Origin of the sequence: Phytoactinopolyspora limicola (genome assembly GCF_011320225.1) — a bacterium.
Classification (GTDB): Bacteria; Actinomycetota; Actinomycetes; order Jiangellales; family Jiangellaceae; genus Phytoactinopolyspora; species Phytoactinopolyspora limicola.
The window spans coordinates 49,794-72,719 of record NZ_JAAOEN010000012.1; the positions used below are offsets into that span (position 1 = coordinate 49,794).

22 protein-coding genes, 1 pseudogene and 1 riboswitch are annotated in these 22,926 nt (G+C 68.9%); of the genes and pseudogenes, 7 read left to right on the forward strand and 16 right to left on the reverse strand.

Annotation, left to right across the window (positions count from 1 at the left end):
- Positions 1-34 precede the first annotated feature (34 nt).
- Together G8760_RS22365 and G8760_RS22370 are read right to left on the reverse strand one after the other, a co-directional pair.
- Positions 35-856: a helix-turn-helix domain-containing protein gene (locus tag G8760_RS22365; protein WP_166355055.1), complete on the reverse strand. Its 822-nt coding sequence runs from the start codon at positions 854-856 to the stop codon at positions 35-37.
- Between the two features lie 60 nt (positions 857-916).
- Positions 917-1,714, reverse strand: a complete 798-nt coding sequence (locus G8760_RS22370; protein ID WP_166355056.1) for an ABC transporter ATP-binding protein — start codon at positions 1,712-1,714, stop codon at positions 917-919.
- Positions 1,715-1,857: 143 nt separating this feature from the next.
- On the opposite strand from G8760_RS22370, the gene G8760_RS22375 reads away from it, so the two are divergent.
- From G8760_RS22375 to G8760_RS22385, 3 genes and pseudogenes are all read left to right on the forward strand, one after another.
- On the forward strand, positions 1,858-2,619 hold the full coding sequence (locus G8760_RS22375) for a hypothetical protein (RefSeq protein ID WP_166355057.1): 762 nt from the start codon (positions 1,858-1,860) through the stop codon (positions 2,617-2,619).
- 5 nt (positions 2,620-2,624) lie between these two features.
- Positions 2,625-3,854, forward strand: a complete 1,230-nt coding sequence (gene serB / locus G8760_RS22380; protein ID WP_246222651.1) for a phosphoserine phosphatase SerB — start codon at positions 2,625-2,627, stop codon at positions 3,852-3,854.
- A gap of 43 nt (positions 3,855-3,897) precedes the next feature.
- Positions 3,898-4,113: pseudogene (locus G8760_RS22385) on the forward strand (aldehyde dehydrogenase family protein); the annotation flags it as partial.
- 90 nt (positions 4,114-4,203) lie between these two features.
- Here the strand turns inward: G8760_RS22385 and G8760_RS22390 are convergent.
- Complete coding sequence (locus tag G8760_RS22390) at positions 4,204-4,713, reverse strand: SixA phosphatase family protein (protein ID WP_166355058.1); 510 nt, start codon at positions 4,711-4,713, stop codon at positions 4,204-4,206.
- A gap of 257 nt (positions 4,714-4,970) precedes the next feature.
- Between G8760_RS22390 and G8760_RS22395 the strand changes: the two genes are divergently transcribed.
- Together G8760_RS22395 and G8760_RS22400 are read left to right on the forward strand one after the other, a co-directional pair.
- A complete protein-coding gene (locus tag G8760_RS22395) occupies positions 4,971-6,149 on the forward strand; it encodes an alanine racemase (protein WP_343074446.1) in 1,179 nt (392 codons plus the stop codon).
- A gap of 10 nt (positions 6,150-6,159) precedes the next feature.
- A complete protein-coding gene (locus G8760_RS22400; protein ID WP_166355059.1) occupies positions 6,160-6,981 on the forward strand; it encodes an MOSC domain-containing protein in 822 nt (273 codons plus the stop codon).
- Positions 6,982-7,059: 78 nt separating this feature from the next.
- Here the strand turns inward: G8760_RS22400 and hisG are convergent, their stop codons facing one another.
- The 7 genes from hisG to rpe all read right to left on the reverse strand — a co-directional run bounded on the left by hisG (position 7,060) and on the right by rpe (position 13,251).
- Positions 7,060-7,914, reverse strand: coding sequence for an ATP phosphoribosyltransferase (hisG, locus tag G8760_RS22405; protein ID WP_166355060.1), 855 nt, complete (start codon positions 7,912-7,914; stop codon positions 7,060-7,062).
- A gap of 19 nt (positions 7,915-7,933) precedes the next feature.
- Positions 7,934-8,197: a phosphoribosyl-ATP diphosphatase gene (locus tag G8760_RS22410; protein ID WP_166355061.1), complete on the reverse strand. Its 264-nt coding sequence runs from the start codon at positions 8,195-8,197 to the stop codon at positions 7,934-7,936.
- 99 nt (positions 8,198-8,296) lie between these two features.
- Positions 8,297-8,794, reverse strand: a complete 498-nt coding sequence (gene ribH, locus G8760_RS22415; RefSeq protein ID WP_166355062.1) for a 6,7-dimethyl-8-ribityllumazine synthase — start codon at positions 8,792-8,794, stop codon at positions 8,297-8,299.
- Positions 8,791-10,032 carry a bifunctional 3,4-dihydroxy-2-butanone-4-phosphate synthase/GTP cyclohydrolase II gene (locus G8760_RS22420; RefSeq protein ID WP_166355063.1) on the reverse strand — a complete coding sequence of 414 codons (1,242 nt, stop codon included), beginning with the start codon at positions 10,030-10,032 and terminating at the stop codon, positions 8,791-8,793. The genes ribH and G8760_RS22420 overlap by 4 nt, the downstream gene beginning before the upstream one ends.
- On the reverse strand, positions 10,029-10,676 hold the full coding sequence (locus tag G8760_RS22425; RefSeq protein WP_166355064.1) for a riboflavin synthase: 648 nt from the start codon (positions 10,674-10,676) through the stop codon (positions 10,029-10,031). Before G8760_RS22425 ends, G8760_RS22420 begins: the two co-directional genes overlap by 4 nt.
- A gap of 4 nt (positions 10,677-10,680) precedes the next feature.
- The gene (gene ribD / locus G8760_RS22430; RefSeq protein WP_343074447.1) at positions 10,681-11,727 is read right to left on the reverse strand and encodes a bifunctional diaminohydroxyphosphoribosylaminopyrimidine deaminase/5-amino-6-(5-phosphoribosylamino)uracil reductase RibD; all 1,047 of its coding nucleotides are present in this window, start codon (positions 11,725-11,727) and stop codon (positions 10,681-10,683) included.
- A 150-nt stretch (positions 11,728-11,877) separates the two neighbouring features.
- Positions 11,878-12,014, reverse strand: a riboswitch (FMN riboswitch).
- Positions 12,015-12,588: 574 nt separating this feature from the next.
- Complete coding sequence (gene rpe, locus G8760_RS22435) at positions 12,589-13,251, reverse strand: ribulose-phosphate 3-epimerase (protein ID WP_166355066.1); 663 nt, start codon at positions 13,249-13,251, stop codon at positions 12,589-12,591.
- A 179-nt stretch (positions 13,252-13,430) separates the two neighbouring features.
- Here rpe and G8760_RS22440 point away from each other — a divergent pair, with 179 nt between their 5' ends.
- Positions 13,431-13,976, forward strand: a complete 546-nt coding sequence (locus G8760_RS22440; RefSeq protein ID WP_166355067.1) for a Uma2 family endonuclease — start codon at positions 13,431-13,433, stop codon at positions 13,974-13,976.
- A gap of 11 nt (positions 13,977-13,987) precedes the next feature.
- Here G8760_RS22440 and G8760_RS22445 read toward each other — a convergent pair whose 3' ends face one another.
- The 4 genes from G8760_RS22445 to G8760_RS22460 form a co-directional block, all read right to left on the reverse strand.
- A complete protein-coding gene (locus G8760_RS22445; RefSeq protein WP_166355068.1) occupies positions 13,988-15,430 on the reverse strand; it encodes an RsmB/NOP family class I SAM-dependent RNA methyltransferase in 1,443 nt (480 codons plus the stop codon).
- Positions 15,427-16,356, reverse strand: a complete 930-nt coding sequence (gene fmt, locus G8760_RS22450) for a methionyl-tRNA formyltransferase (RefSeq protein ID WP_166355069.1) — start codon at positions 16,354-16,356, stop codon at positions 15,427-15,429. Before fmt ends, G8760_RS22445 begins: the two co-directional genes overlap by 4 nt.
- A gap of 247 nt (positions 16,357-16,603) precedes the next feature.
- Positions 16,604-17,737 carry a barbiturase gene (gene bar / locus G8760_RS22455; RefSeq protein WP_166355070.1) on the reverse strand — a complete coding sequence of 378 codons (1,134 nt, stop codon included), beginning with the start codon at positions 17,735-17,737 and terminating at the stop codon, positions 16,604-16,606.
- 55 nt (positions 17,738-17,792) lie between these two features.
- Complete coding sequence (locus G8760_RS22460; protein ID WP_166355071.1) at positions 17,793-18,725, reverse strand: carbamate kinase; 933 nt, start codon at positions 18,723-18,725, stop codon at positions 17,793-17,795.
- Between the two features lie 309 nt (positions 18,726-19,034).
- On the opposite strand from G8760_RS22460, the gene G8760_RS22465 reads away from it, so the two are divergent.
- Positions 19,035-20,144: a M48 family metalloprotease gene (locus G8760_RS22465; protein ID WP_166355072.1), complete on the forward strand. Its 1,110-nt coding sequence runs from the start codon at positions 19,035-19,037 to the stop codon at positions 20,142-20,144.
- Here G8760_RS22465 and G8760_RS22470 read toward each other — a convergent pair whose 3' ends face one another.
- Complete coding sequence (locus G8760_RS22470) at positions 20,145-21,689, reverse strand: acetyl-CoA carboxylase carboxyltransferase subunit alpha/beta (protein WP_246222654.1); 1,545 nt, start codon at positions 21,687-21,689, stop codon at positions 20,145-20,147.
- Positions 21,655-22,857, reverse strand: coding sequence for a CaiB/BaiF CoA transferase family protein (locus G8760_RS22475; protein WP_207782611.1), 1,203 nt, complete (start codon positions 22,855-22,857; stop codon positions 21,655-21,657). Before G8760_RS22475 ends, G8760_RS22470 begins: the two co-directional genes overlap by 35 nt.
- Positions 22,858-22,926 lie beyond the last annotated feature (69 nt).

Here is a 22,926-nt window from a genome sequence, read left to right on the forward strand (position 1 = left end):
CTAGCGTGTCGTGAGCTGTCGCTCTTGTAAGAAATCAATCGGCCGGCAGCGGCCAGCCGTCCAGGGCGTGGCCGGGATGTTCGCGCAGGAACCGCCGCCGGACGTCGACGTATCGGGTCGGTGTGAGCCCGGTGAACGCCCGGAACTCGTGGCCGAAGTGGGCCTGATCGAAATAGCCAGCGCTACTGGCGAGGTCGCCCCAGTCGACCGGTTCGGCGGGGTTGATCGAGAAGACGGTGGCGGTGAAACGGTAGGTGCGGGCCAGCCGCTTCGGCGTGACGCCGATGAGCTCCTTGAACCGCTGTGCCAGGTGAGTGCTGCTGACACCGGCCGCCACGCTCAGGTCGCCGATCGCCGCCGCCCCGCTGGTTGCCGCGATGACGCTGCTCGTATGGCGGACCAGCCCCAGGCCGGCGGTCTCGCACAGCCGTCGCCTGAGCTCCTCCTCGAGCAGCGTCAGCATCTCGTCCGGTCCTGGCGCCGTGGCCAGCCGGTCTCGCAGCTCAGCAACGGCGGGCCGGCCCCACGCCTGCTCTACCGTCACCGGCCGGTCACACAGCTCGCTCGCGGGCATCGGCAGGAACGGCGCCAGCCCCCACGGCTTGAAATGCGCGCCGACGGACCGGGTCCGCAGTGGGTAGCCGAACTCCAACGCGCGGGTGGGCGTGGTGACCACACAGCCGTCGGCATACTCGGCCGTCGCGACGTCGGTACCGGCGCGGATGCGGAACGGCGCCCCAAGGTTGACGATGAGAAACGCCGCCGGACTCGCCGGCAGCGTCAGCCGGGCATACGGCGACACACCCTCCAGGTAATAGAGGTCGTCGATCAGCCCGTCCAGCGGCGGTCGCGGCACTCTGGACACATACTCCACGCCCACAGTATCGCCGACACGGAACGCCCGGCTCCAGGTGCGCTACCCGCCGTTGCGAGCAGAGGCGCGTGCACTCCACCGGCCGTTCTGATGGCTGATGTCCAGCGACACACCAAAACAGGCCGCGAGGTTATCGGGCGTCAACGTCTGCCCGATGGGTCCCGACGCCACCACTCGGCCCGAACGCAACAGCATGGCGTGGGTGATCCCGGCCGGAATCTCCTCCACGTGGTGGGTGACCAGCACCGTGGTCGGCGACACCGGATCGGCGGCGATCTCGCTCAGTGCCGCGACCAATGTCTCCCGCCCACCGAGGTCGAGGCCCGCCGTCGGCTCGTCGAGCAGCAACAGTTCAGGGTCGCTCATCATGGCCCGCGCGATCTGGGTGCGTTTACGTTCCCCTTCGGACAACGTCCCGAACGTCCGCCCCGCCAGATGTGCGATCCCGAGCCGTACCAGCAGCCCCAAGGCCCGGGAGTCGTCCAGATCTTCGTAGGACTCCCGCCAGGTGCCGAGCACACCGTAGGCAGCGGTGCGCACGACGTCGAGCACCCATTCACTGCCCCGGATCCGCTCGGCCAGTGCCGCACTCGTCAACCCGATTCGGGGCCGCAGCTCGAACACGTCGACCCCGCCCAGCACCTCCCCGAGTACGGACACGTACCCACTGGTGGGGTGCATATTGGTGGCCGCGATCTGCAGCAACGTCGTCTTGCCCGCGCCATTAGGACCGAGGATGACCCACCGCTCCCCCTCGGAGACCCGCCAGTTGATGCCGTCGAGCAGCCGGTTCCCGGACCGGACCAGTGTCACGTCGGCGAACTCGAGCACGTCGGACATTACGGAACTCGCTCCCTCGGGCTTCGTCGATCGGCGCGACACTACGCAAGCGCACGATACCTGGCGGGTCCTGCGGGCCGATCCGCTGGGCTGTGCCGAACCACCGCGCGGATGCTCCCCACGGGACATTAGGCTTGGGGGCCATGGTGACGATGCCGCGCTCCGCCCGCCTGGCCGCATGGGCCAGTGCATGGCTGCACGGCGAATGCTCTCTCGACGAGGTCGTCGACCGCGTCACCGCCGACGACGAGCCGCACGACGTGGTGGACCTCCCCGGCCACGAGTCCACCACCAGCCTGGTCACCGCGCTCACCACGCTGCGCGCCGATGGCCTCTCCTCGTTCCGGGTCTCGCTGCCGGTGCCGGGCGACCCGGTGGCGCTCGGTGGACCGGCCGCTCTCACCGCGGATGCCATCGACGCCGGCGAGACGGTCCTCGCGGTCGGCCCGCAACCCTGCGCGCTCATACCCGACGTCCGGGCCTTCGGCCCGCCAGGTGACCAAGGCCATATGGTCACCTGGCGCTGCCTGCCGGCGGCGCCACCACCGGCCGGACCCGACTTACGCGACGCCGAGCAGGCGTTGGCCACCACACTCTTGGAGGCTGGCTCCACTCTGGCCCGGCTCGACGTCGCGGCGTGGAAGCCGGACGTCGCCGTCCTCCTCGAGGAGGTACGCTCCGACCAGGTCACCGAACCGCTGCCCCGGGCCTTTCCCAACCGGGCCCAGGTGGTGGCCGCGCGCAGCATCCGGCTGCTCGCGATCGCCGGCTTTGCCCTCGACGACGACGGCGGGGCCGTCACGGCAAGTTCCGCGGCGTCACGGCGTGCGGCGCTGGCTCCGCTCGAGCGCGCGGCCCGGCATGCCCTGGTCGCCGCGTGCAACTCACTGAGTCCGGTAGCGTGAACACCGTGCTGGCCGATTCTCCTACGTCTCCCATGCCCACCCTGCTCGCCACCTTCACCGGTACCGACCGGCCCGGGCTGACGGCGCGGATCTTCGGCGCTCTTGGCGAGCGGCCGGTGGACGTCTTGGACATCGAGCAGGTCACCGCCCGAGGCAAGCTGGTGCTGGCGGCGGTTCTCGACGTAACCGGGGACGACGGGTCGGTGCGCGCACAGCTCAGCGACGTAGCAGCCACGCTGGGGCTGACGGTGGAGTTCAATAGCGGGCATGGCGATCCGGCCGAACCGGTCGAGCGCGCTCACGTCACCGTGCTCGGTGCACCGCTGCGCCCGCCCGCGGTAGCCGCGATTACTCAACGGGTCGCCGCGGCCGGGGCCAACATCGACCGCATCATGCGGCTGGCTTCGTACCCCGTCACGTCCATCGAGTTCGAGGTGTCCGGCGCCGACCCGCAGGAGCTCAAGGCCGAGCTGGCCGCAGCCGCCCTGGACGCCGGGGTAGACGTCGCGGTTCAGCCGTCCGGTTTGATCCGGCGGGCCAAACGACTGGTGGTCATGGACGTCGACTCCACGCTGATCCAGGGTGAGGTGGTCGAGATGCTGGCCGCCCGGGCCGGTGTCTTGGAAGAGGTCGCCAAGGTCACCGAGGCAGCGATGCGCGGCGAACTCGACTTCGGCGAGTCGTTGCGGGCGCGGGTCGGGCTCCTGGCCGGGCTGCCCGAGTCGGCACTCGAGGACGTCCGCGCCGACGTCCAGCTCACCGCGGGTGCTCGCACCCTGGTGCGCACCCTCAAACGGCTCGGCTACCGGTGTGGCATCGTCAGCGGCGGGTTCAGCCGGATCACCGACGCCCTGGCCGCGGACCTCGGCCTGGACTTCGCCGCCGCGAACACCCTTGAGATCGTCGACGGGCGGCTCACCGGCCGGCTCGTCGGGCCGATCCTCGACCGCGCCGGCAAGGCCGAGGCGCTGCGACATTTCGCCGCCGAAGCCGGGGTGCCGCTGTCGCAGACCATCGCGGTCGGTGACGGCGCCAACGACCTCGACATGATCGCCGCCGCCGGCCTCGGAGTGGCGTTCAACGCCAAACCCGTCGTGCGCGACGCCGCCGACACCGCGGTCAACGTCCCGTACCTCGACGCGGTGCTGTACCTGCTGGGTATCAGCCGCGCCGACGTCGAAGCGGCCGACGCCGCCGACGGCTATGTCACCCCCTCCCCTCCCCTGCCCCGGTGATCATTGGCTTTTAGCTACCGGATCCGGTAGTTAAGAGCCAATGATCACGAGGTCGGTGTGGACCGCCGACGTCGGCCGCGCCATGCGGCTATCGCGTGAGCTGGACTTCGGCTGCGTGTGGGTGAACACCCACATCCCGCTGGTGGCGGAGATGCCGCACGGTGGGTTTAAGCATTCCGGTTACGGCAAGGACCTGTCGATGTACAGCTTCGAGGAGTACACCCGGGTCAAACATGTCATGACCAGCGTCGGCACCTAATCCGGTGATCGTCGGCGGGATTGAGTCGCTATAGCGACTCGATCCCGCCGACGATCACGGAGAGGTGGGGTGGGTGGAGGTGGGGTGGGGTTAGCCGCGGGAGACGACGAAATCGGTCAGGCGAGCGTCTCCGGGGTTGAGCTCGGCCCACTCCGTCGCCACGTCGAACACCGCGCAGGCCGCCGTGGAATATCCCATTCGCATCTCCGACCGGCCCGAGACGTCACTCGACTCGTCGTCTAACAAGGTGGCGAGGGTGCCGATGCCGGGGTTGTGGCCGATGAGGATCGCCCGGTGCACGTCGATGGAGAACCCTCGCACCAGGTCCAGCAGGTCGCCGACACCAGCCGCATACGCTGCGTCGGTGACCTGCGGCCGGGGCGGCGCGTCGAGCTGAGCGGCCAGCCGCTCGTAGGTCTCACGGGTCCGCTGCGCGCTGGAGACCAGCGCGAACTCCGGCGCCAGCTTGCTGTCTTGTAACCACCGGCCGACCTGCTCGGCGTCGCGACGCCCGCGGCCAGTGAGCGGGCGCTCATGATCGGGGACATCGTCGGGCCAGGCCGACTTGGCGTGCCGCAGCAGCAGGAGAGTTCTCGACATACGAATCAAGGCTAACGGTCGTTTATCAGCGCCAGCCGTCAGGGCATTTGCACCGATCTGAAGGATAGTGGTGATCTCGTGGTGACCTGGGCGAGATCTTCTGATATCCATGCCTAGTGGAGATCAAGCTAGCCGAAGAATCGACGCCTCCTCCCCCGCCCGCGCCACGGCGGGAGACGCTACCGGCCACCCGCCCGCCGGCCGCCGAACCACCACCACCGTCCCTCACCAGTTCCCGGGCCGACCTCCGACATCGCCTGAACAGCGCCACCGCTGGATGTGACCTGCCGCTGGCGGCCGTCGACATGGACGCGTGGGACGCCAACTCCGACGATCTGGTCCGGCACGCCGCCGGCCGCCCGATCCGCGTCGTCACCGCGGCGATCCGCAACCGCGCGCTGCTCCGCGACCTCCTGGGCCGCGACGGTTATCGCGGTGTGCTGTCATTCACCCTGGCCGAGGCGATCTGGCTGGCCGGCACCGGTATCTCCGACGACGCCCTGGTCGCCTATCCGAGCGCCGACCGCCGCGCGATCTCGCGGCTGACCAGCGACGAACATCTCGCCGGGCGGGTCACGCTTATGGTCGACGACATCGCACACCTGGACCTCGTCGACGCCGTCGCCCCGCCCGAGGCCCGGGCCGAACTGCGGGTCTGCCTGGATCTCGACTCCTCGTGGCAGGCCCTCCGCGGCCGTTGGCGGCTCGGCTACCGCCGCTCGCCGCTACGCGCCGTCGACGACGTCACCCGGCTGGCTCGGGCCGTCATGTCCCGTCCGGGCTTCCGGCTGGTGGGGTTGATGGCTTACAACTCCCAGCCGGCCGTCGACCTCTGGCGGACTCGCCACGGCCGGATCCGACGCGCACTCGCCCGACGGGTCCTGCGCCGATCCATGGGTCGGCTGGCCGAGCGGCAGGCGGCAGTGGTCGAGGCCGTGCGTGCCATCACCGATCTCGAGTTCGTCAACGCCGGCGGCACGGCCTCGATGGCGGCGACGGCACAGCACAGCTGGGTGACGGAGGTGTCGGCGGGCTCCGCACTGCTCGGGCCGGCGAGCACCGACGACCTCACCGACGTCCAGCCCCGGCCAGCGGCGTTCTTCGCCGCACCGGTGGTGCGCCGCCCAGGGCCGGGTGTGGTCACCGTCGCCGGCGGCGGTTACGTCGCCAGCGGCACGGCGGGTGCGCACCAGTTGCCGCTGCCCTGGTTGCCCGAGGGCCTGCGGCTGTCCCGGGACGAAGGCGCCGGCCAGACGCAGACTCCCCTGCTCGGGGGAGCTACGGCCGACAGCCTGGCCATCGGGGATCTCGTCTGGTTCCGGCACGTCAAAGCCGGCGAGATGGCCGAACGGTTCGACAACTATCACCTGGTCCGCGGCGAGCGGCTGGTCGACACCACACCCACCTACCGCGGTGACGGAAAGGCGTTCCTGTGAGACTGGTGGCATGTACATCGGTGAGCTGAACGTCTATCCGGTCAAGTCGACCCGAGGGCACTCGGTCGAGTCCGTCGACGTCGAGCCGTGGGGGTTGGCCGCTGATCGGCGGTGGATGGTGGTGGACGCCAGCGGAACCGTGGTCACCGCGCGTGTCTTTTCCCGGCTGCTCACGGTCACCGCCACCCATCACTCGCCGGGCCGGGTGACGTTGGAGCGGCCGGGCGCCGAGCCGGTGTCCGTCGACGCCACCGGCGATGCCGAACTGGTGCCGGTGACCATCTGGCGTAGTCAGCTCAAAGCCGCTCACCCCAGCCCCGAGGCCGATCGATGGTTCAGCGCTCTGCTCAACCATGACGTCCGCCTCGTCTGGCTGGATGAGCCCACTCGCCGGTCGGTCAACCCGGCGCACGGGCGCGAATCCGACCGGGTGAGTTTCGCCGACGGCTACCCGGTGCTTCTGACGACGACGAGTTCACTTCGCCAGCTCAACGACTGGATCGTCGCCGACGCTCTGGACCGGGGTGAGCCGGCACCGGATCCGCTGCCGATGCGCCGGTTCCGGCCGAACGTCGTCATCGAGAACGACGAGCCGTTCAGCGAAGACGAATGGACCCGGGTCCAGCTCGGCGACGTCACGTTCCGGGTCGCCAAGCCGTGCGCCCGGTGTGTACTCACCACGATCGACCCGGACACCCTGCTCAAGGGCCGCGAGCCGATCCGGACTCTGGCCCGGTATCGCCGCTGGGACGGCAAAGTGTGGTTCGGCATCAATCTGATCCCGGACAGCGCGGGCACATTACACGTCGGCTCCCCCGTCGTCCCCCACTAATTTTCCGAGTTGTCCGGCCGGACACGTCGGCGCCCGGCCTGACAAGTGTGCGCGGCGGACGACGAGGTGCCGCCCCGCTCAGATGCGGCAGGCCAGGATGTCGGTCACCAGGATCGCGCGAGCACCGATCTCCCAGAGTTCGTCCATCACCCGCTGCGCCTGATCGCGCGGCACCATCGACCGCACGGCCACCCAGCCTTCACGGTGCAACGGCGACACCGTCGGCGACTCCAGCCCGGGGGTAAGTTCGCTGGCTTCTTCGACCCGCTCGGCGCGGATGTCGTAGTCCATCATGATGTAGCGGCGGGCCACCAGCACACCTTTGAGCCGGCGGAGAAGCAACTCGGTACCGACGGCCGGATCCCCCTCGGCGCGGGTGACGAGGACCGCCTCGGACTTCAGGATCGGCTCGCCGACCAGTTCCAGTCCGGCCTGGCGGAGCGTCGTTCCGGTTTCGACGACGTCGGCGATGATGTCCGCGACACCCAACTGGACCGCGGTCTCCACCGCGCCGTCAAGCTTGATCACTTCAGCGTCGACGCCGCGTTCGTTCAGGTAGGACTCGAGCAGGCCGCGGTACGACGTCGCCACCCGTTTGCCGTTGAACCCGTCCAGGTTGGTGGCCGTACCGGGCCGGGCGGCGAACCGGAAGGTCGAGCGGGCGAAACCGAGCGGTAGCAGCTCACGTGCCGGTGCGTGGGAGTCGAGCAACAGGTCACGGCCGGTGATGCCGACGTCGAGTGTGCCCGATCCGACGTAGACGGCGATGTCACGTGGGCGCAGGAAGAAGAACTCGACGTTGTTCTCCGGGTCGGAGAGGACGAGTTCGCGCCCACCATCTTGGCGTTGCCGGTAGCCGGCCTCCCGCAACATCTCGGCCGCGGGTTCGGCCAGAGATCCTTTGTTGGGCACGGCGATGCGCAGAGTATTCATGAAAGATCGTGACTCGCTTTCACAACTTGGCGTACACGTCGTCGAGACTGATGCCGCGCGCCAGCATCAGGACCTGGACGTGGTAGAGGAGCTGGGAGATTTCTTCCGCGGCGCGTTCAGCACCCTCATGCTCGGCTGCCATCCAGGCTTCGGCGGCCTCCTCGACCACCTTTTTGCCCACATGATGGACGCCCTGGCGCACCGCCTGCACCGTGCCCGAATCGGGCGCACCGGACTCCACCTTCGCCGACAGCTCGGCCCACAGGCCCTCGAAGCTCTTCACGTGCGTATAGCCTACGCGGCGCCGCTACCCAGCGCGCCCCCACCCTTCCCGGTGATCATTGGCTTTTGACTACCGGATCCGGTAGTCAAAAGCCAATGATCACCGGGAGTGGGGGTGGAGGGAGAGGGGGTGGAGGGGGTGGAGGGCGAGGACGGTGGCGACGGCGGCCTGGGCGGCTTCGCGGCCTTTATCCTCCCGGGACCCCTCCAGCCCAGCCCGGTCCAACGCCTGCTCCTCGGTGTCACAGGTCAGCACACCGAAGCCGACGGGTACACCGGTATCGACGGACACCCGGGTCAACCCGTCGGTGGCCGCCTGGCAGACGTAATCGAAGTGGGGGGTGCCGCCGCGGATCACCACACCGAGCGCGACCACCGCGTCGAACCCGGCCCGCGCGCACCTGGCAGCCGCGACGGGCAGCTCGAACGAACCCGGCACCCGGATCACCGTCGGCTCCCCCAGTCCAGCCTCTTTCAACGCGGCCAGGGCACCGTCGACCAACCCGTCCATCACGGTCTGGTGCCATTGCGCGGCGACCACGGCTACCCGCAGCCCGTCGGCCTGAAGTGTCAGGTCAGGTGCACCTGCTCCGCTCACGTCACGTTCCCTTCCAGTTCTTCGAGGCCGGGCAGGTCGTGCCCGAACCGATCGCGTTTCGTCTTTAAGTACCGCACGTTCTCCGGGTGTGCGTTGACCGGCAGCGACACCCGCTCGGCGATGGCCAGACCGTACCCCTCGATACCGGTCAGCTTGGCGGGGTTGTTCGTCATCAGGGAGATCGACTCGACGCCGAGGTCCGCCAGGATCTGGGCGCCGACGCCGTAGTCGCGTCCGTCGGCGGGAAGCCCAAGCTCCAGGTTCGCGTCGACGGTGTCGTGGCCGCCATCTTGCAGTTCGTAAGCGCGCAGCTTGTGCGCCAGCCCGATCCCCCGGCCCTCATGCCCGCGCAGATACACCACGACGCCTCGCCCAGCCGCCGCCACCGCGGCCAGGGCCGCCTGCAACTGCGGACCACAGTCGCAGCGCAAGGACCCGAAGGCGTCCCCGGTCAGGCACTCCGAGTGCAGCCGCACCAGCGCCGGATCGGAGCCCGACGGGTCTCCCATGACCATGGCGACATGCTCGACCTCGGCCACCAGGTCACGGTAGCCGTACGCCCGGAACGTGCCGTGTGCGGTGGGTAGCCGGGTAGTGGCGATCCGCTCCACCTGCCATTCGTGTCGCTGCCGATATCGGATCAGGTCGGCGATCGACACCATCGCCAGGCCGTGCTCGTCGGCGAACCGCCGCAACGCCGGCGCACGCATCATCGACCCGTCGTCGTGCACGATCTCGCAGATCACCCCAGCCGACGAGAAACCAGCCAGCCGCGCCAGGTCGACCGCGGCCTCGGTGTGCCCGGCCCGGCGTAGCACCCCGCCGTCCTTGGCCCGCAGCGGGAACACGTGGCCGGGCCGGGTCAGCTCGTAGGCCTCGGTGGCCGAATCGGCGAGAACCTTCGCGGTGTGCGCGCGGTCCGCGGCCGAGATGCCAGTGTCGATGCCGTGCCTAGCGTCCACCGACACCGAGTAGGCGGTGCCTTTGCGATCTTCGTTGACCGGCGTCATCGGGGGCAGTTTGAGCCGGTCCAGTTCGGCGCCGGTCATCGGCACACACACCACACCCGACGTGTGCCGGATGACGAAACCCATCAGCTCGGGGGTAGCGCGGGCGGCGGCGAAGGTGAGATCGCCTTCGTTCTCGCGGTCTTCGTCGTCCACCACCACCACGGCGCGGCCCGCGGCGATCTCCTTGATGGCACGTTCGATGGAGTCGAGTTGAATCGGTTGGCTCATGACCGCACCTCACTGCCGTTCGCCGGGGCAGCTCCGCCGGCCGGCGCCGTCGAGTGTCCGGCGTCTAGAAGACGTTCGACGTACTTCGCGATCACGTCCACCTCCAGGTTGACTTCTTCTCCGGGTTGGCGGGTACCGAGTGTGGTGAGCTCCAGCGTCGTCGGGATGAGGCTGACCTCGAACCAGTCCGACCCGAGGCCGGAGACGGTCAACGACACACCGTCGATGGCGATCGAACCCTTCTCGACCACGTAGCGGCGTACCGGCTCCGGCAGGCTGAAGCGCACGACGTCCCATCGCTCCCCCGGGGTGCGGCTACGGACCACCCCGACCCCATCGACGTGCCCCTGGACGATGTGGCCACCCAGCCGGTCGCTGGCTTTGACCGCGCGTTCGAGATTGACCGGATCGTCCGGTGTGAGGTGGGCGATGGCTGATCGTCGCAGCGTTTCCTGCATGACGTCGACGGTGAAGCTGGTGTCGTCGACGTCGACGACGGTGAGGCAGACGCCGTTCACCGCGATGGACGCACCGTGCACGGCGTCGGAGGCGACCAGTGGTCCGTGCACCGTCAGCCGGGCCGATGTCTCGGCGGCGTCGAGTTTGATCACCCGGCCGAGTTCTTCGACGATTCCGGTGAACATATGGTCAGACCTCCAGGTTCGCGGTGGTGATACGGGGAACGGCGGTGATCCGTAGGTCGTCGCCAAGGACGGTCAGGTCGGTGATCTGCAGCCGGATCGCGTCGTCGACGGTCTCGACGCCGGCCGCCGCTAGTGCGTTCGCGCCGGCGCCGAGTAGTGCCGGGGCGACGTATCCGACGACGCGGTCGACCAGGCCGGCCCGGAGGAACGCCCCGGCCACCACCGGCCCACCTTCCACCATCACGTAGCGCTGCCCCCGCTCGTGCAGGGCGGCGAGCAGCTTGACGAGGTCCACCCGGCCGTCCGGGGTGGCGCCGACCTCGTCGGCCGTGGCGATCCAGGTGGGTGCGGCGGCGTCCCTGACCTTTGCCGACGCCGGGGTCCGGCCGGCGGAGTCAACCACCACCCGCACAGGCTGGGCGGCCGGTGGCCGGGCGGTGCCGTTCGGGCGGGCGGTGAGCTGCGGATCGTCGGCCAGAACCGTCCCGATCCCGGCGACGACGGTGTCGACGGCGGACCGTAGCTGGTGCACGTCGGCCCGCGCTTGCCCGCCGGTGATCCACTGACTGGTGCCGTCGGCCGCTGCGCTGCGCCCGTCCAACGTCGCGGCGAACTTCCAGACGACGAACGGGCGGCCGGTTCGGAAGGGCACGAGCCAGCGGGCGTTCACTTGGGCGGCTTCCGCGGCCAGCACGCCACCCTCGACGTCGACACCGCTAGCCTCGAGGGCCGCGCCGCCGCCGGCCGCTACCGGATTCGGATCCGGTACGGCGAACACCACCCGGCTGATGCCAGCTTCCACTAGAGCTTGAGTGCAGGGGCCGGTCCGGCCGTGGTGGTGGCACGGTTCGAGGGTGACGACGGCGGTCCCTCCACGGGCGCGCGACCCGGCGGCCCGTAATGCGGCGACCTCGGCGTGGGGGCCGCCGGGGTGTTCGTGCCAGCCTTCACCGGCGACGTCGCCGACAGCATCGACGATCACACAGCCGACGTCGGGATTGGGTGGTGTTGTGTACGACGCGCGGGTGGACAGCTCGATAGCCCGGCGCATCGCCGCCAGCTCGGTGTGATCCGCCACCGGAGCTCCTCCTCGCTCGTCAGCCGAGCGGGCTCCGGGGGGATGGGTCGCTTCAACGACCGAACCCGACATACACCATGATTCGGGGACGCTTATACACGTCCGCCGACAAGGCGATGCCGTTGCGTGCTGCCTCCCATCCGGACTTTCACCGTCGGTTCCGGAATTCCACCGGATCAACCGACCGCCTCGTCGAGACGGCAGCCGGGTCGCGGACTGTCACCGCCGGTTCGGAATTTCACCGAGCCCCGGAGCACGCTTCGTTCTCCTAATGGGAGTATAACCGCCGCCTAGCGAGTCGTCTTCCGGCGCGGATATGACACATCGCACTCCGTCAGGTGCACCTGATCTCCGTTTTGACGCCTGATCTTTTTCATGGGGGCAATCAGATGCACCGACCACGCATGGCGGCTGGTGACGACGCGGTGAGTACATCTGATCGGATCTTAGAGTGTGAATGCGCGGCGATCAGATGCGTGAACGGGGTCTATCAGTGGGTTGGTGCATCTGATCGTCAACATCCTTAACGTCGATCCGCGTCGCGCGACCAAACCCCATGGCACACCCATGCCCCCCTTTTTCCAGACTGCCTAGGGGCGAGGTGGTGGACCCATCGGACGATCAGATGCACTACACGGCTTAAACGGCTTGTCCGTGCATCTGATCGCCGCGCGTCCACATCTCGGGATGCGATCAGATGCACTCATCGGGCGGTCACGCGTCGTCGGCGCATCTGATTGCCCCCATGAAAAAGATCAGGCGTCAAAACGGAGATCAGGTGCACGCGGAGGGGAGGGGGCGGGTGGCATGGTTCTCCGTGACGGGCCGTGGTCGCTACTGCTGGGCCGCGGCCGCCAGGTGGCGTAGCTGGTCCACCGCGGTTGCGGCGTCGTCGGCGCCGTAGACGGCCGACCCCGCCACGAAGACGTCGGCGCCAGCGTCCGCGCAGCGTTCGATGGTCTCTTTGGAGACGCCGCCGTCCACCTGGATCCAGACGTCGAGGCCCGACCGGCTGACCATCTCCCGGGTCCGGCGGATCTTCGGCAGACACATGTCGAGAAACGCCTGCCCACCAAAACCCGGCTCGACCGTCATGATAAGCAGCATGTCGATCTCACCCAAGAGGTCCTCGAATGGTTCCACCGGCGTTGCCGGCTTCAACCCGACGCCGGTGCGGGCTCCCTGGTGCCGGATCTCCCGCGCAAGCCGGACCGGCGCCTTGGCGGCCTCAGCGTGGAAGGTGACGCTGTGTGCACCGGCCTCGGCGTAGGCCGGTGCCCAACGATCCGGGTCGTCGATCATCAAGTGGCAGTCCACCGGGAGGGAGGTGCGCCGCAGGATGGCGTCCACAACCGGCAGGCCGAGGGTCAGATTCGGCACGAAGTGGTTGTCCATGACGTCGACATGGATGAGGTCGGCGTTGTGAATGCGGCCGATCTCCGCCTCGAGGTTGGCGAAGTCGGCGGACAGGATGCTCGGCGCGATCTGGATTCCCACGCGCACCAGCGTAGACGGCGCTGGCCGGCGCCGCTCGACCGACTGGCAACAAGATTCTTGATCTTTGTTTACCGATGTTTTCCTTGGCTTGCCTATGTTTTCCTGTGGATAACCTAATTTCGATGCCGGTTGTCTGTCACGATGGTGCGACCAGCCCCCGTGGAGGCACAATGACAGTTATGGCGGTGATGCCCCGTGCGTCGTATGACTGGACAGTCGACGACCTTCATCAGCTTCCCGACGACGGTTTGCAGTATGAGCTGCTCGACGGGATGCTCCTGGTGACTCCGGCCCCTATCCCTCTCCATCAAGGAGTGCTCGGCGAGCTATACAAGACCATCGACCGTTCATGCCCGAGCCATCTGAAGACGTTTGTGGCCCCGCTCGACTGGCAGCCTGATCACCGCACGTCGCTACAGCCCGACGTGCTGGTGGTCGCCCGCGCCGACATCGGCCAGCGCAACATCACCGAGCCACTGGTTCTCGCGGTGGAGGTCCTCTCCCCCAGCACCCGGCGCAAGGACCGGGTCCTGAAGTTCTCCAAGTACGCCGACGCGGGTGTTACGTCGTACTGGATCGTCGACCCCACCGCACCGTCGGTTGATGCCTATCAGCTCGTCGGCGGCAAGTACGTCGACGCCGGGCACGCCACGGGCAGCGAACCACTCACCGTGCGGGAGCCGTTCCCCATCACCGTGGTACCGGCCGAGCTCGTGGATCTCTGACGGCCAGCTACTCACGCCCGGCGCAGCAGCGCCAGGTACATCGCGTCCGTGCCGTGGACATGCGGCCACAGCTGCACGTCGGGCCCGTCACCGAGGTCCGGAACGCCAGGTAGATACGGTCGGGCGTCGACGCGGTGGACGTCGTTGCGACGGGACAGTACGTCGTCGACCACGGTCACCGTCTCGGCCAGGTGTGGCGAACAGGTGATGTAGGCAATCACCCCGCCTGGGCGGACCGACCACACGGCGGACTCCAGCAGCGACACCTGCAACGAGCGCAGCTCGCCGACGTCCGAGGGCTGGCGCCGCCAGCGCGCCTCTGGGCGACGGCGCAACGCACCCAGTCCAGTGCAGGGCGCATCGAGCAGTACGCGGTCGAAATCGCCCTCCGGCCACGGCGGGGCCGTGGCGTCGGCCACCAGAACCTCGTGTTCACCGGGGTCGCCACGCAGCACCTGTTCGACCAGCCTGGCACGGTGCTCATGCCGGTCGGCCGCCAACAGCCGCGCCCCGCGGCCTGTAGCGAGTCCGGCCAGCAGCGCCGCCTTGCCCCCCGGGCCGGCGCACATGTCCAACCAGCGGTCGTCCGGGCCGTCCAGCTCCACCTCAGCCAGGGCCAACGCAACCAGCTGGCTACCTTCGTCCTGCACCCCGGCCCGCCCGCTGCGGACCGCCGGCAGCCGACCCGGATCACCCGAGGTGAGGACCGCGCCATAGGGCGACCAGCGGGCTGGGCTGGCCCCAGCTGCTACCAACTCGGTCACCTCGCCGCGGCCGGGGCGGACCGCGAGTGTGACCGGTGCGGGCTCGTTGTCGGCGACCAACGCCGCCTCGACCGCCGCCAGATCGCCACCGAGTGCATCGTTGAACGCGCGCACGATCCATCCCGGGTGGCCATGCCGGAAGGCCAGATGACCGACCGGGTCGGTATCGCGGTCGGGGGCGAGTTCCCGCACCCAGCCGTCCATGTCCTGCCGGCCAACCTTCCGCAGAACGGCGTTCACCAGGCGCGCCGCCCCCTCATGTGTATGTTCGCGCACCAGATCGACCGTGGTGGACACGGCGGCATGCGGCGGAACCCGGGTGGCCAACAGCTGATGGATGCCGATCCGGAGGCCGTCGAGCACCGCGGGATCGAGATCGGTCGGTTCCCGGCCCGAGCTGGCCCGCACGATGTCGTCGTAGGTGCCGAGGGCACGCAACGTGCCATAGGTGAGCTCGGTGGCGAAGCCCGCGTCACGGGCGTCGACCCGCCAGGCCCGCAGCCGATCGGCCAAGGTGAGGTTGGCGTACGCGTCGTCGCTGCTCACCGCGCGCAACGTCTCATACGCGACGGAGCGGGCGGCGTCGGCGGCACCGTGAAATCCACTGCTGCGCTGGCCGGATCGGCCACGCGGCCGACCCCGGCCCCCCGGCCGTCCCGATGCCGCCCCTGATCCGCGCCGCTCGCTCATAAGCCGAGCCGCTCCCCTGGCTCCGGACGGATACCTCGGGCCCAGTCCACCGCTGGCATCGCCCGTTTCCCGTGCGGCTGCACCTCGCCGAGCACCACCGGATGGCTACCTGTGCCGACCCGCACACCCGACTTCTCCACGACCAGCTCACCGGGCGGGTTTGCGGATCGCCCACGCTCCATGACGACCGGCCGGATCTTGAGCCGCTCACCTCGGAACGTCGTCCATGCACCCGGGGCCGGGGTGCAGGCCCGGACCAGCCGGTCCACCCGCAACGCGGGTGCGGTCCAGTCGATCTGGCCGTCGGCGACGGTGATCTTCGGTGCGTGCGATACGCCGTCGACGGGCTGCGGCTCTGCCCGCAGCGTGCCGTCGTCGATCCCGTCGAGGGTGCGGACCAGCAGCTCAGCACCCGACCTGGACAGCCGCTCGAGCAGGTCACCACTGGTGTCGGTGGACCGGATCTCCTCGGTGACCAGCCCGTACACCGGCCCGGTGTCGAGGCCCTCCTCGAGTTGGAAGGTGCACGCGCCGGTGACGTCGTCGCCGTTGAGTACGGCGTGCTGAACCGGCGCCGCCCCCCGCCACGCCGGCAGCAGCGAGAAGTGTAGGTTCACCCATCCGTGGTGGGGAACGTCCAACGCGGCCCGCGGGATCAACCCGCCGTAGGCGACCACCGGTGCACAATCGGGCGCCAGCTGGGTCAGCCGCTCCAGGAACTCCGGGTCACGCGGTTTGGCGGGTTTGAGCACCTCGATGCCGGCCTCGGCGGCCAGCTGCGCCACCGGGCTGGGGTGCAGCTTGCGCCCCCGCCCAGCCGGCGCGTCAGGGCGGGTCAACACGGCGACGACCTCATGCCGCGATGCCAGCAGGGCCCGCAACGGCGGGACGGCGACGTCGGGCGTACCGGCGAACAACACACGCACGGCGGGCGACCTCCTCACGATCTCAGCGAGTCAGCCCTGACTCTTTCACAGTCCGCCTGCACAAACCCACACCGGCCCACCGCGTCCGCACACCCCACCCCCGGTTTGCCACCTGTCAGCCCGGACAACTAGCTGACCAGGGCGAATGCTCGCGCCCGCCCTGACAGCGGTGGCTGGTGAGACCCGCGGGGCGAGACTCGCGGGGTGAGACTCACCGGTGAGACCCGCGGGGTGAGGCTGGCGAGCGTCAGGCGCCGCGGTTTCCCGTTGGTTCGGGACCAAGGTCGACGATCGCCGCCACCGGGCCGCCACCCTCCGGGCCCTGGTGAGCCGCGGACACGGACACGAACACCGCGGGGTCGCCGGTGACCGCAGCGGACACACCACCAACGGCGGCCTTGATCTGGCGGTGCCAGTGCACGTCGGAGTCATCCAGCATGGCGTTGCGCCGCCCCCGGACGGTGCCGTCCTGGCTGGCTTCACATTTGAGGAAGACGTTGACCAGTCGGCCGTCGAGGTCACTCGGGTGCGGCCGCTCCGGCAGCTCCAGCCCGGCGTCGCGAATGGAGTCCCAGATGCCGTCGGCGTCGAGAGCGTCGCGCATCACCGCATGCCCGATCCGGTAGCGACCCCCGACGCCTCTCGCGTTGCCGACCACCACGACCTGCGCCTGGTCCAGCTCAACACCCGACGAACACGACGCGACCGCCGAGTAGAGCTCGCGGCTGTGCATGACGTCGGCGTCGTCCGGCATCTCGATCTCGCCCAGGGCGACCGCCACCCCGAGCGCGGTGCAGCCGTTGGACAGGTCCATCGACTCATGAGTGTGTTCGGTCCAGACCGTTTTGCCGCGGGCCTTGGCGTCGCGGATGGTGTGGATGGTCAGCAGCGGAGTTTTGGTCTGCACGTAGTGCACGTCGGCGGGGTCGGTGATCCCGGCCCGTTTCATGGCTACCTCGACGGCGGCGGCGACCTTTTCGACCATGCCGCGCCGGCCGATCTCTTCGGGAAGCAGAGTGTCGCTCATCGCGAATCCCACCGTCAGCCGCGGCTCGTCGGTTGGTTCGGCGCGGTCGGCCGGAATGGTGGCGAAGATCGTGGCATGTGGGCTGATCACGCCGTCGGTGCCACCCGACCAGACGATGGGTACCTGCTTCACTTCGTCGGGGGTACGGGTGCCTTTCTCGACGAGCACGTCGCGGAATGCGCGATCGGCGATGATCCTGGTGTAGTCGTTGACACCGCCGTTGCCTTCGGTTTTGCCGACCACGGCTATGACGCGGTCGGCCTCCAGGACACCGGTGTCGATGAGCTCGGCCAGCCCGGAGGCGTCGCTGACGTGCTTGATGGCAACCTTGCGGACTTCGATCGGCTCAGGCATTCCCGGCCACCTTTCGTACTCGATATCTGTCGGCCGGTGTCTCCGGCCTTCGCGGCTACGCGACGACGGTGGTGCCAGCTTCGGCCCGCACCCCGTCGGCGATGCGATCCAGGGAGGTGATGACGGCCTTGTGCCCACCTTGCTCGATGAATCGGCAACACGCCTCTACCTTGGGTCCCATGCTGCCGCCGGCGAACTCACCAGCGGCGGCGTGGGTGCGCAGGGTGGCGACGTCGACCCGGCCCAACGCGGCGGCGTCGGCCGTGCCGAAGCCGAGCACGGCGGCCTCGACGTCGGTGGCGATCACCAACACGTCGATGCTCAGGGTGCGGGCCAGCAGGGCGGCACCCAAGTCTTTGTCGATGACGGCCTCCACACCCTCGATGCTGCCGTCGGGTCTCCGCACGACGGGGATCCCGCCGCCACCGTTGGCGACCACCACGAACCCCGCACCCAGCAGGGCCGACACGGCTGGGGCGTCGAGGATCTCTACCGGCTCCGGGCTGGCCACCACTCGTCGCCAGCCACGCTCACCGCGGTCTTCCCACACCTGACCGTGGTCGATCAGAACGCGGGCGTCGGCGGCCGGGAGGTAGCGGCCAATCGGTTTGGTGGGGGTGGACAGGCCCGGGTCTTGAGCATCGACCCGGGTGCGGGTGACCATGGCGGCCACCCGGCGCCGCGCACCACGCTCGGCTAGTGCCCGTTCGAGAGCGTTGACGACGATATAGCCGATGGTGCCCTGGGTCTGCGCGCCGCACCAGTCGAGGGTGACCGGCGGCACCACCGACGCTGCCAGCTCGTTCTTGACCAGGAGGTTGCCGACCTGCGGGCCGTTGCCGTGGGTGAGGACCACTTCGTAACCGTCCGCGACGAGGTCGGCCACCGGCTGCATGGCGACGGCGACCGCCTTGATCTGAGCGTCCGGGCGGGCGCTGCCGTCGGGCGCGGTCATGGCATTGCCGCCCAGAGCGATGAGCGCGCGCATACCACCACCTCCTCCTACCGGTGATCATGAACACTTTGCCGTGCGATAGCGCGGCAAAGTGTTCATGATCATGGGCCGAACGCGTACGTCGAGCCTAAAGACCGGGCACGGCCAGGAACGATGGTGAGGTTCGCCTAAACAACGGCCCGGTTTCGGCAGCAATCGACGATCGCCCGGCTGCGTCACGTCCACACCCGCCCGGCCGCTGCCGCGGCCTCGTTACAATCAGTCACCTCACCTGCACGGCTGGGCGATCGTGAGCGGACGAAAAGGGGACACGTGCCCGATCCACCTCTCCACGCTAGCCCCGTGCACACGTTCCGGATCGTTCGCGCTTGGCTCATCCTGCTGTTGGTGAGCCTCGGCTACGGCCTGCTGTTTGCCGGGCTCCTCCACCTCGTCTTCGGGTTGCCGTGGTGGTTCGGCTTGGTTCTGCCGGTGATCGCGGCCGTCCTGCTCTACCGAAGTGGCGTGCTCGAAACGCTGCCCAGCGAGCTCGGCATCACCTCACCCGAGCGCAGCGACGAGCCCCGGCTACATGTCATCGTCGATCGGCTCTGCGCCCTGGCCAACCTGCCCAAACCGAAACTCAAGGTCATCGATACCGCGTTGCCCAACGCTTTTACCTTCCGGTTGCCCGGGCGACGTCCCACTGTCGCCGTCACCCGTGGCCTGCTCGATATCACCGACGACGCGCAACTCGATGCGGTTCTGGCGCACGAGCTGGCCCACGTGACCCACCGGGACGCCGAGGTGATGACCGCTGCCACCTATGCCATGACCGCGATGGCCGCTCCGTCGACACTCGTCGTTGATCTTCTTTCGCGAGCCGAGTGGCGTATCTGCTGGATCGCCCGGAAGTGCGGATGGACCTGGTATCCGCGGTTTGCCAGGAATCGCGAGCTACCACAGCACATCAACCGCCCGCCCAGGCTCAATGTGCTACTCGGGCTCACGGTCATTCCGGCGCTCGTGGTGACCCGATGGTTCGTCCAGCTCGGTATCACCGTCGCGGGCATCGCCACCATTGGGTTCGTGCTCTTCCTCATCCCGGCCGGCTATGCGACGAGGGGCCTCGGGCACCACCGAGACTTGGCCGCTGACCGGTCAGCCGCCATCATCACCGGCCAGCCCGCTACGCTCGCGGCGACGATCCGCACACTCGCCGCCGCGGAGGCGGATGTCTTCCCGTCGGAACTACGCGACCTCAGCTCAGTGAAACCGCTGGCCTTTCTGCCGATCCCAACGCCGTCTGGGCCGGTCAGTGCCGTGACGCGAGCTGGACATCGGTTGTCGCGCGAAGACCGGGAACCGGCGGTCAGCGCCTACCGCGACGGCAAGCACCCGGACCATGCGCCGCTGGAGACGCGCCTGGACCACCTCGCCGAACTATCACGTCTTCTCGGCGGAAATAGCTGATCACCGGGTTCCGAGGTGGCGGTAGCGGCGCAGCCGAGCCGCGTGCCGCTCGTCCGGAGGCGCCTCCAGCAGGCGGGTGAGTTCGTACTGCAGGACCTGACCGACGCGGCGGCAGAAGTCGTCGGGTTCGTCGGCGGCGTCGTCGTGTTCGGCGATGATCCGGTCGACGATGCCGTTACGCAGGAGGTCCAGCGAGCGCACACCTTGAGCTCGGGCGACGTCGGCGGCATGTTCGGTGGTGCGATACATGATGGCGCTCGCCCCTTCGGGCGGCAGCGGTGACAGCCACGCATGTTGGGCGGCGATGACCCGGTCGGCCGGAACCAGCGCCAACGCGCCACCGCCGGTGCCCTCGCCCAGCAGAAGACACAGGGTCGACGCGTCGAGAGTGACCAGATCGGCTAGCGACCGGGCGATCTCACCGGCCATCCCGCCCTCTTCGGCGGCTTTCGACAACGCTGCGCCCGGGGTGTCGACGACGGTGACCAGCGGCAGCCCCAACTCGGCGGCCAGCCGCATCCCGCGGCGAGCCTCCCGCAACGCACCCGGCCCCATGGGCTCGGGACCGCGGGCCTGCCCGCGTCGGTCCTGGCCCAGCACCACACACGGCGCGCCGCCGAACCGAGCCAGCGCCAACAACAGGCCGGGGTCCCGTTCGCCTTCACCGGTGCCGTTGAGCGTGACGATGTCGGTGGCCGCCACGCGTAGCAGCCGCCGCACACCTGGCCGCCCGGGCCGGCGGGACCGGGTGACCGACTCCCACGCGGGGATGTCGGCCAGCGGCTCCTTGGGTAGCTCCGGCACCGGTGGCAGCCCGTCGCGAGGTGCCATCACAACACTCAGCGCGCGGTGGGCGATCTCGGCGAGGTGCTCGGGTGCCAGCACGGCGTCGAGCAGCCCGTGGGCGTACAGGTTCTCGGCCACCTGGACACCCTGCGGGAACTCTCGCTGGTACAGCGCCTGGTACACGCGTGGCCCGAGGAACCCGATCAGCGCACCGGGTTCTCCCACGGTGACGTGTCCGAGCGAGCCCCACGACGCCAGCACCCCGCCGGTGGTGGGATGGCGCAGGTACACCAGGAACGGCAGGCCGGCCGCCCGGTGCGCGGTGACCGCCGCGGTGATCTTGACCATCTGGACGAAGGCGAGGGTGCCTTCCTGCATTCGGGTTCCACCGGAGACGGGTGCCGCCAGTAGCGGCAACCCCTCCGCTGTGGCCCGCTCGATGCTGGTGGTCAACTGCTCGGCCGCCGCGACGCCGATGGACCCGCCCAGGAAGGCGAACTCACCGGCCGCTACCGCCACCCGGCGCCCACGCAGCCGCCCCTCCCCCGTGACTACCGCTTCGTCGAGGCCGGTCTGTTCCCGAGCTGCCCTCAGCTCGGCCGCGTACGTCTCGGTGGCGGGGACGTCCACCGCAGCGGTATCCCATTGGATGAACGACGCGTCGTCGAGCACCAGGTCGACGAGTTCCAGTGCCCCCAACCGGCGCGGCACCGCAGACACCCCGCTACCGGCGTTCGGCAACGCGGTCGAGCCCGTCAAGCTCGTCGAGCCATTCGCGCACCGTCTGGTTGTGCTCCCCGAGCAGGGGTGGTGCCGCGTGGTCTCGCGCCGGCGCCCCGTCGAACCGCAACGGCGGACCGGGCAGCTGGAACGAGCCGAGCTCGGGATGCTCCACGTCCACCAGGAGTCCTTGCGAACGGGTCTGCTCCCACTCGTAGACCTGGTCGAGGGTGCGCACTTTCCCGCAGGCGATCCCGGCCTGCTCCAGCCGGCCCAACCAGTGGTCACACGGTGCGGTGGCGAAGACCCGCTCGATCTCGTCGATCAGCTCTTGGCGATGGTGCACCCGTTCGGCGTTGGTGGTGAATCGTGGATCGTCCGGGGTAAGTCCGACGGCCTCGACGAACGACCGCCATTGTGCCTCGCTGCCCACCGCCACCTGCAGGGCGCCGTCGGCGGCTCGGAACAGCCCGTACGGCGCGATCGCCGCGTGGTGGTTGCCGGTGGGTTCCGGCACGTCGCCGGCGACGGTCCACCGGGTGCCCTGGAAGGCGTGGACACCGACGACGGAGGCCAGCAGGGAGGTGCGCACCACCTGCCCCCGGCCGGTGCGTTCCCGGTCCAGCAACGCCGCCAGCACCCCCGAAGCGCCGTACATACCGGCCAAGAGGTCCGCGATGGGGACACCAACCTTGGTCGGGGTGCCCGGCTCGCCGGTGATACTCATCAGTCCGGCTTCCCCCTGCGCGATCTGGTCATAGCCAGCCCGTCCGGCCGCCGGACCGTCGTGGCCGAATCCGGTGATCGAGAGGATGACCAGACGTGGGTTGATCTCATGCAGCCGGTCGAAGCCGAAGCCGAGTCGATCGAGCACCCCGGTGCGGAAGTTCTCGACGAGGATGTCGGCATGGCGAACCAGGCGGGTGAGTAGCTCGCGACCCTCGTCGCTCTTGAGATCGGCGGTGACCGACTCCTTGTTCCGGTTGCAGGACAGGAAGTAGGTGGAGACCTGCTCAGCGGCTTCGCCGACGAACGGCGGGCCCCACCCGCGGGACTCATCGCCATGGCCGGGCGCCTCGACTTTGATCACCCGGGCACCGAGATCACCCAACATCATCCCGGCGTGGGGTCCGGCCAGCGCCCGGGAAAGATCGACGACGACGTACCCGGACAGCGGGCCCTGCGAGGACGCCTGCACGTGGTCCACGGTTACCTCCGAAGCGGGACGGATATGGCAATACCTGGCAACATACGACGCCGTTCCCGGCCGTTTCGA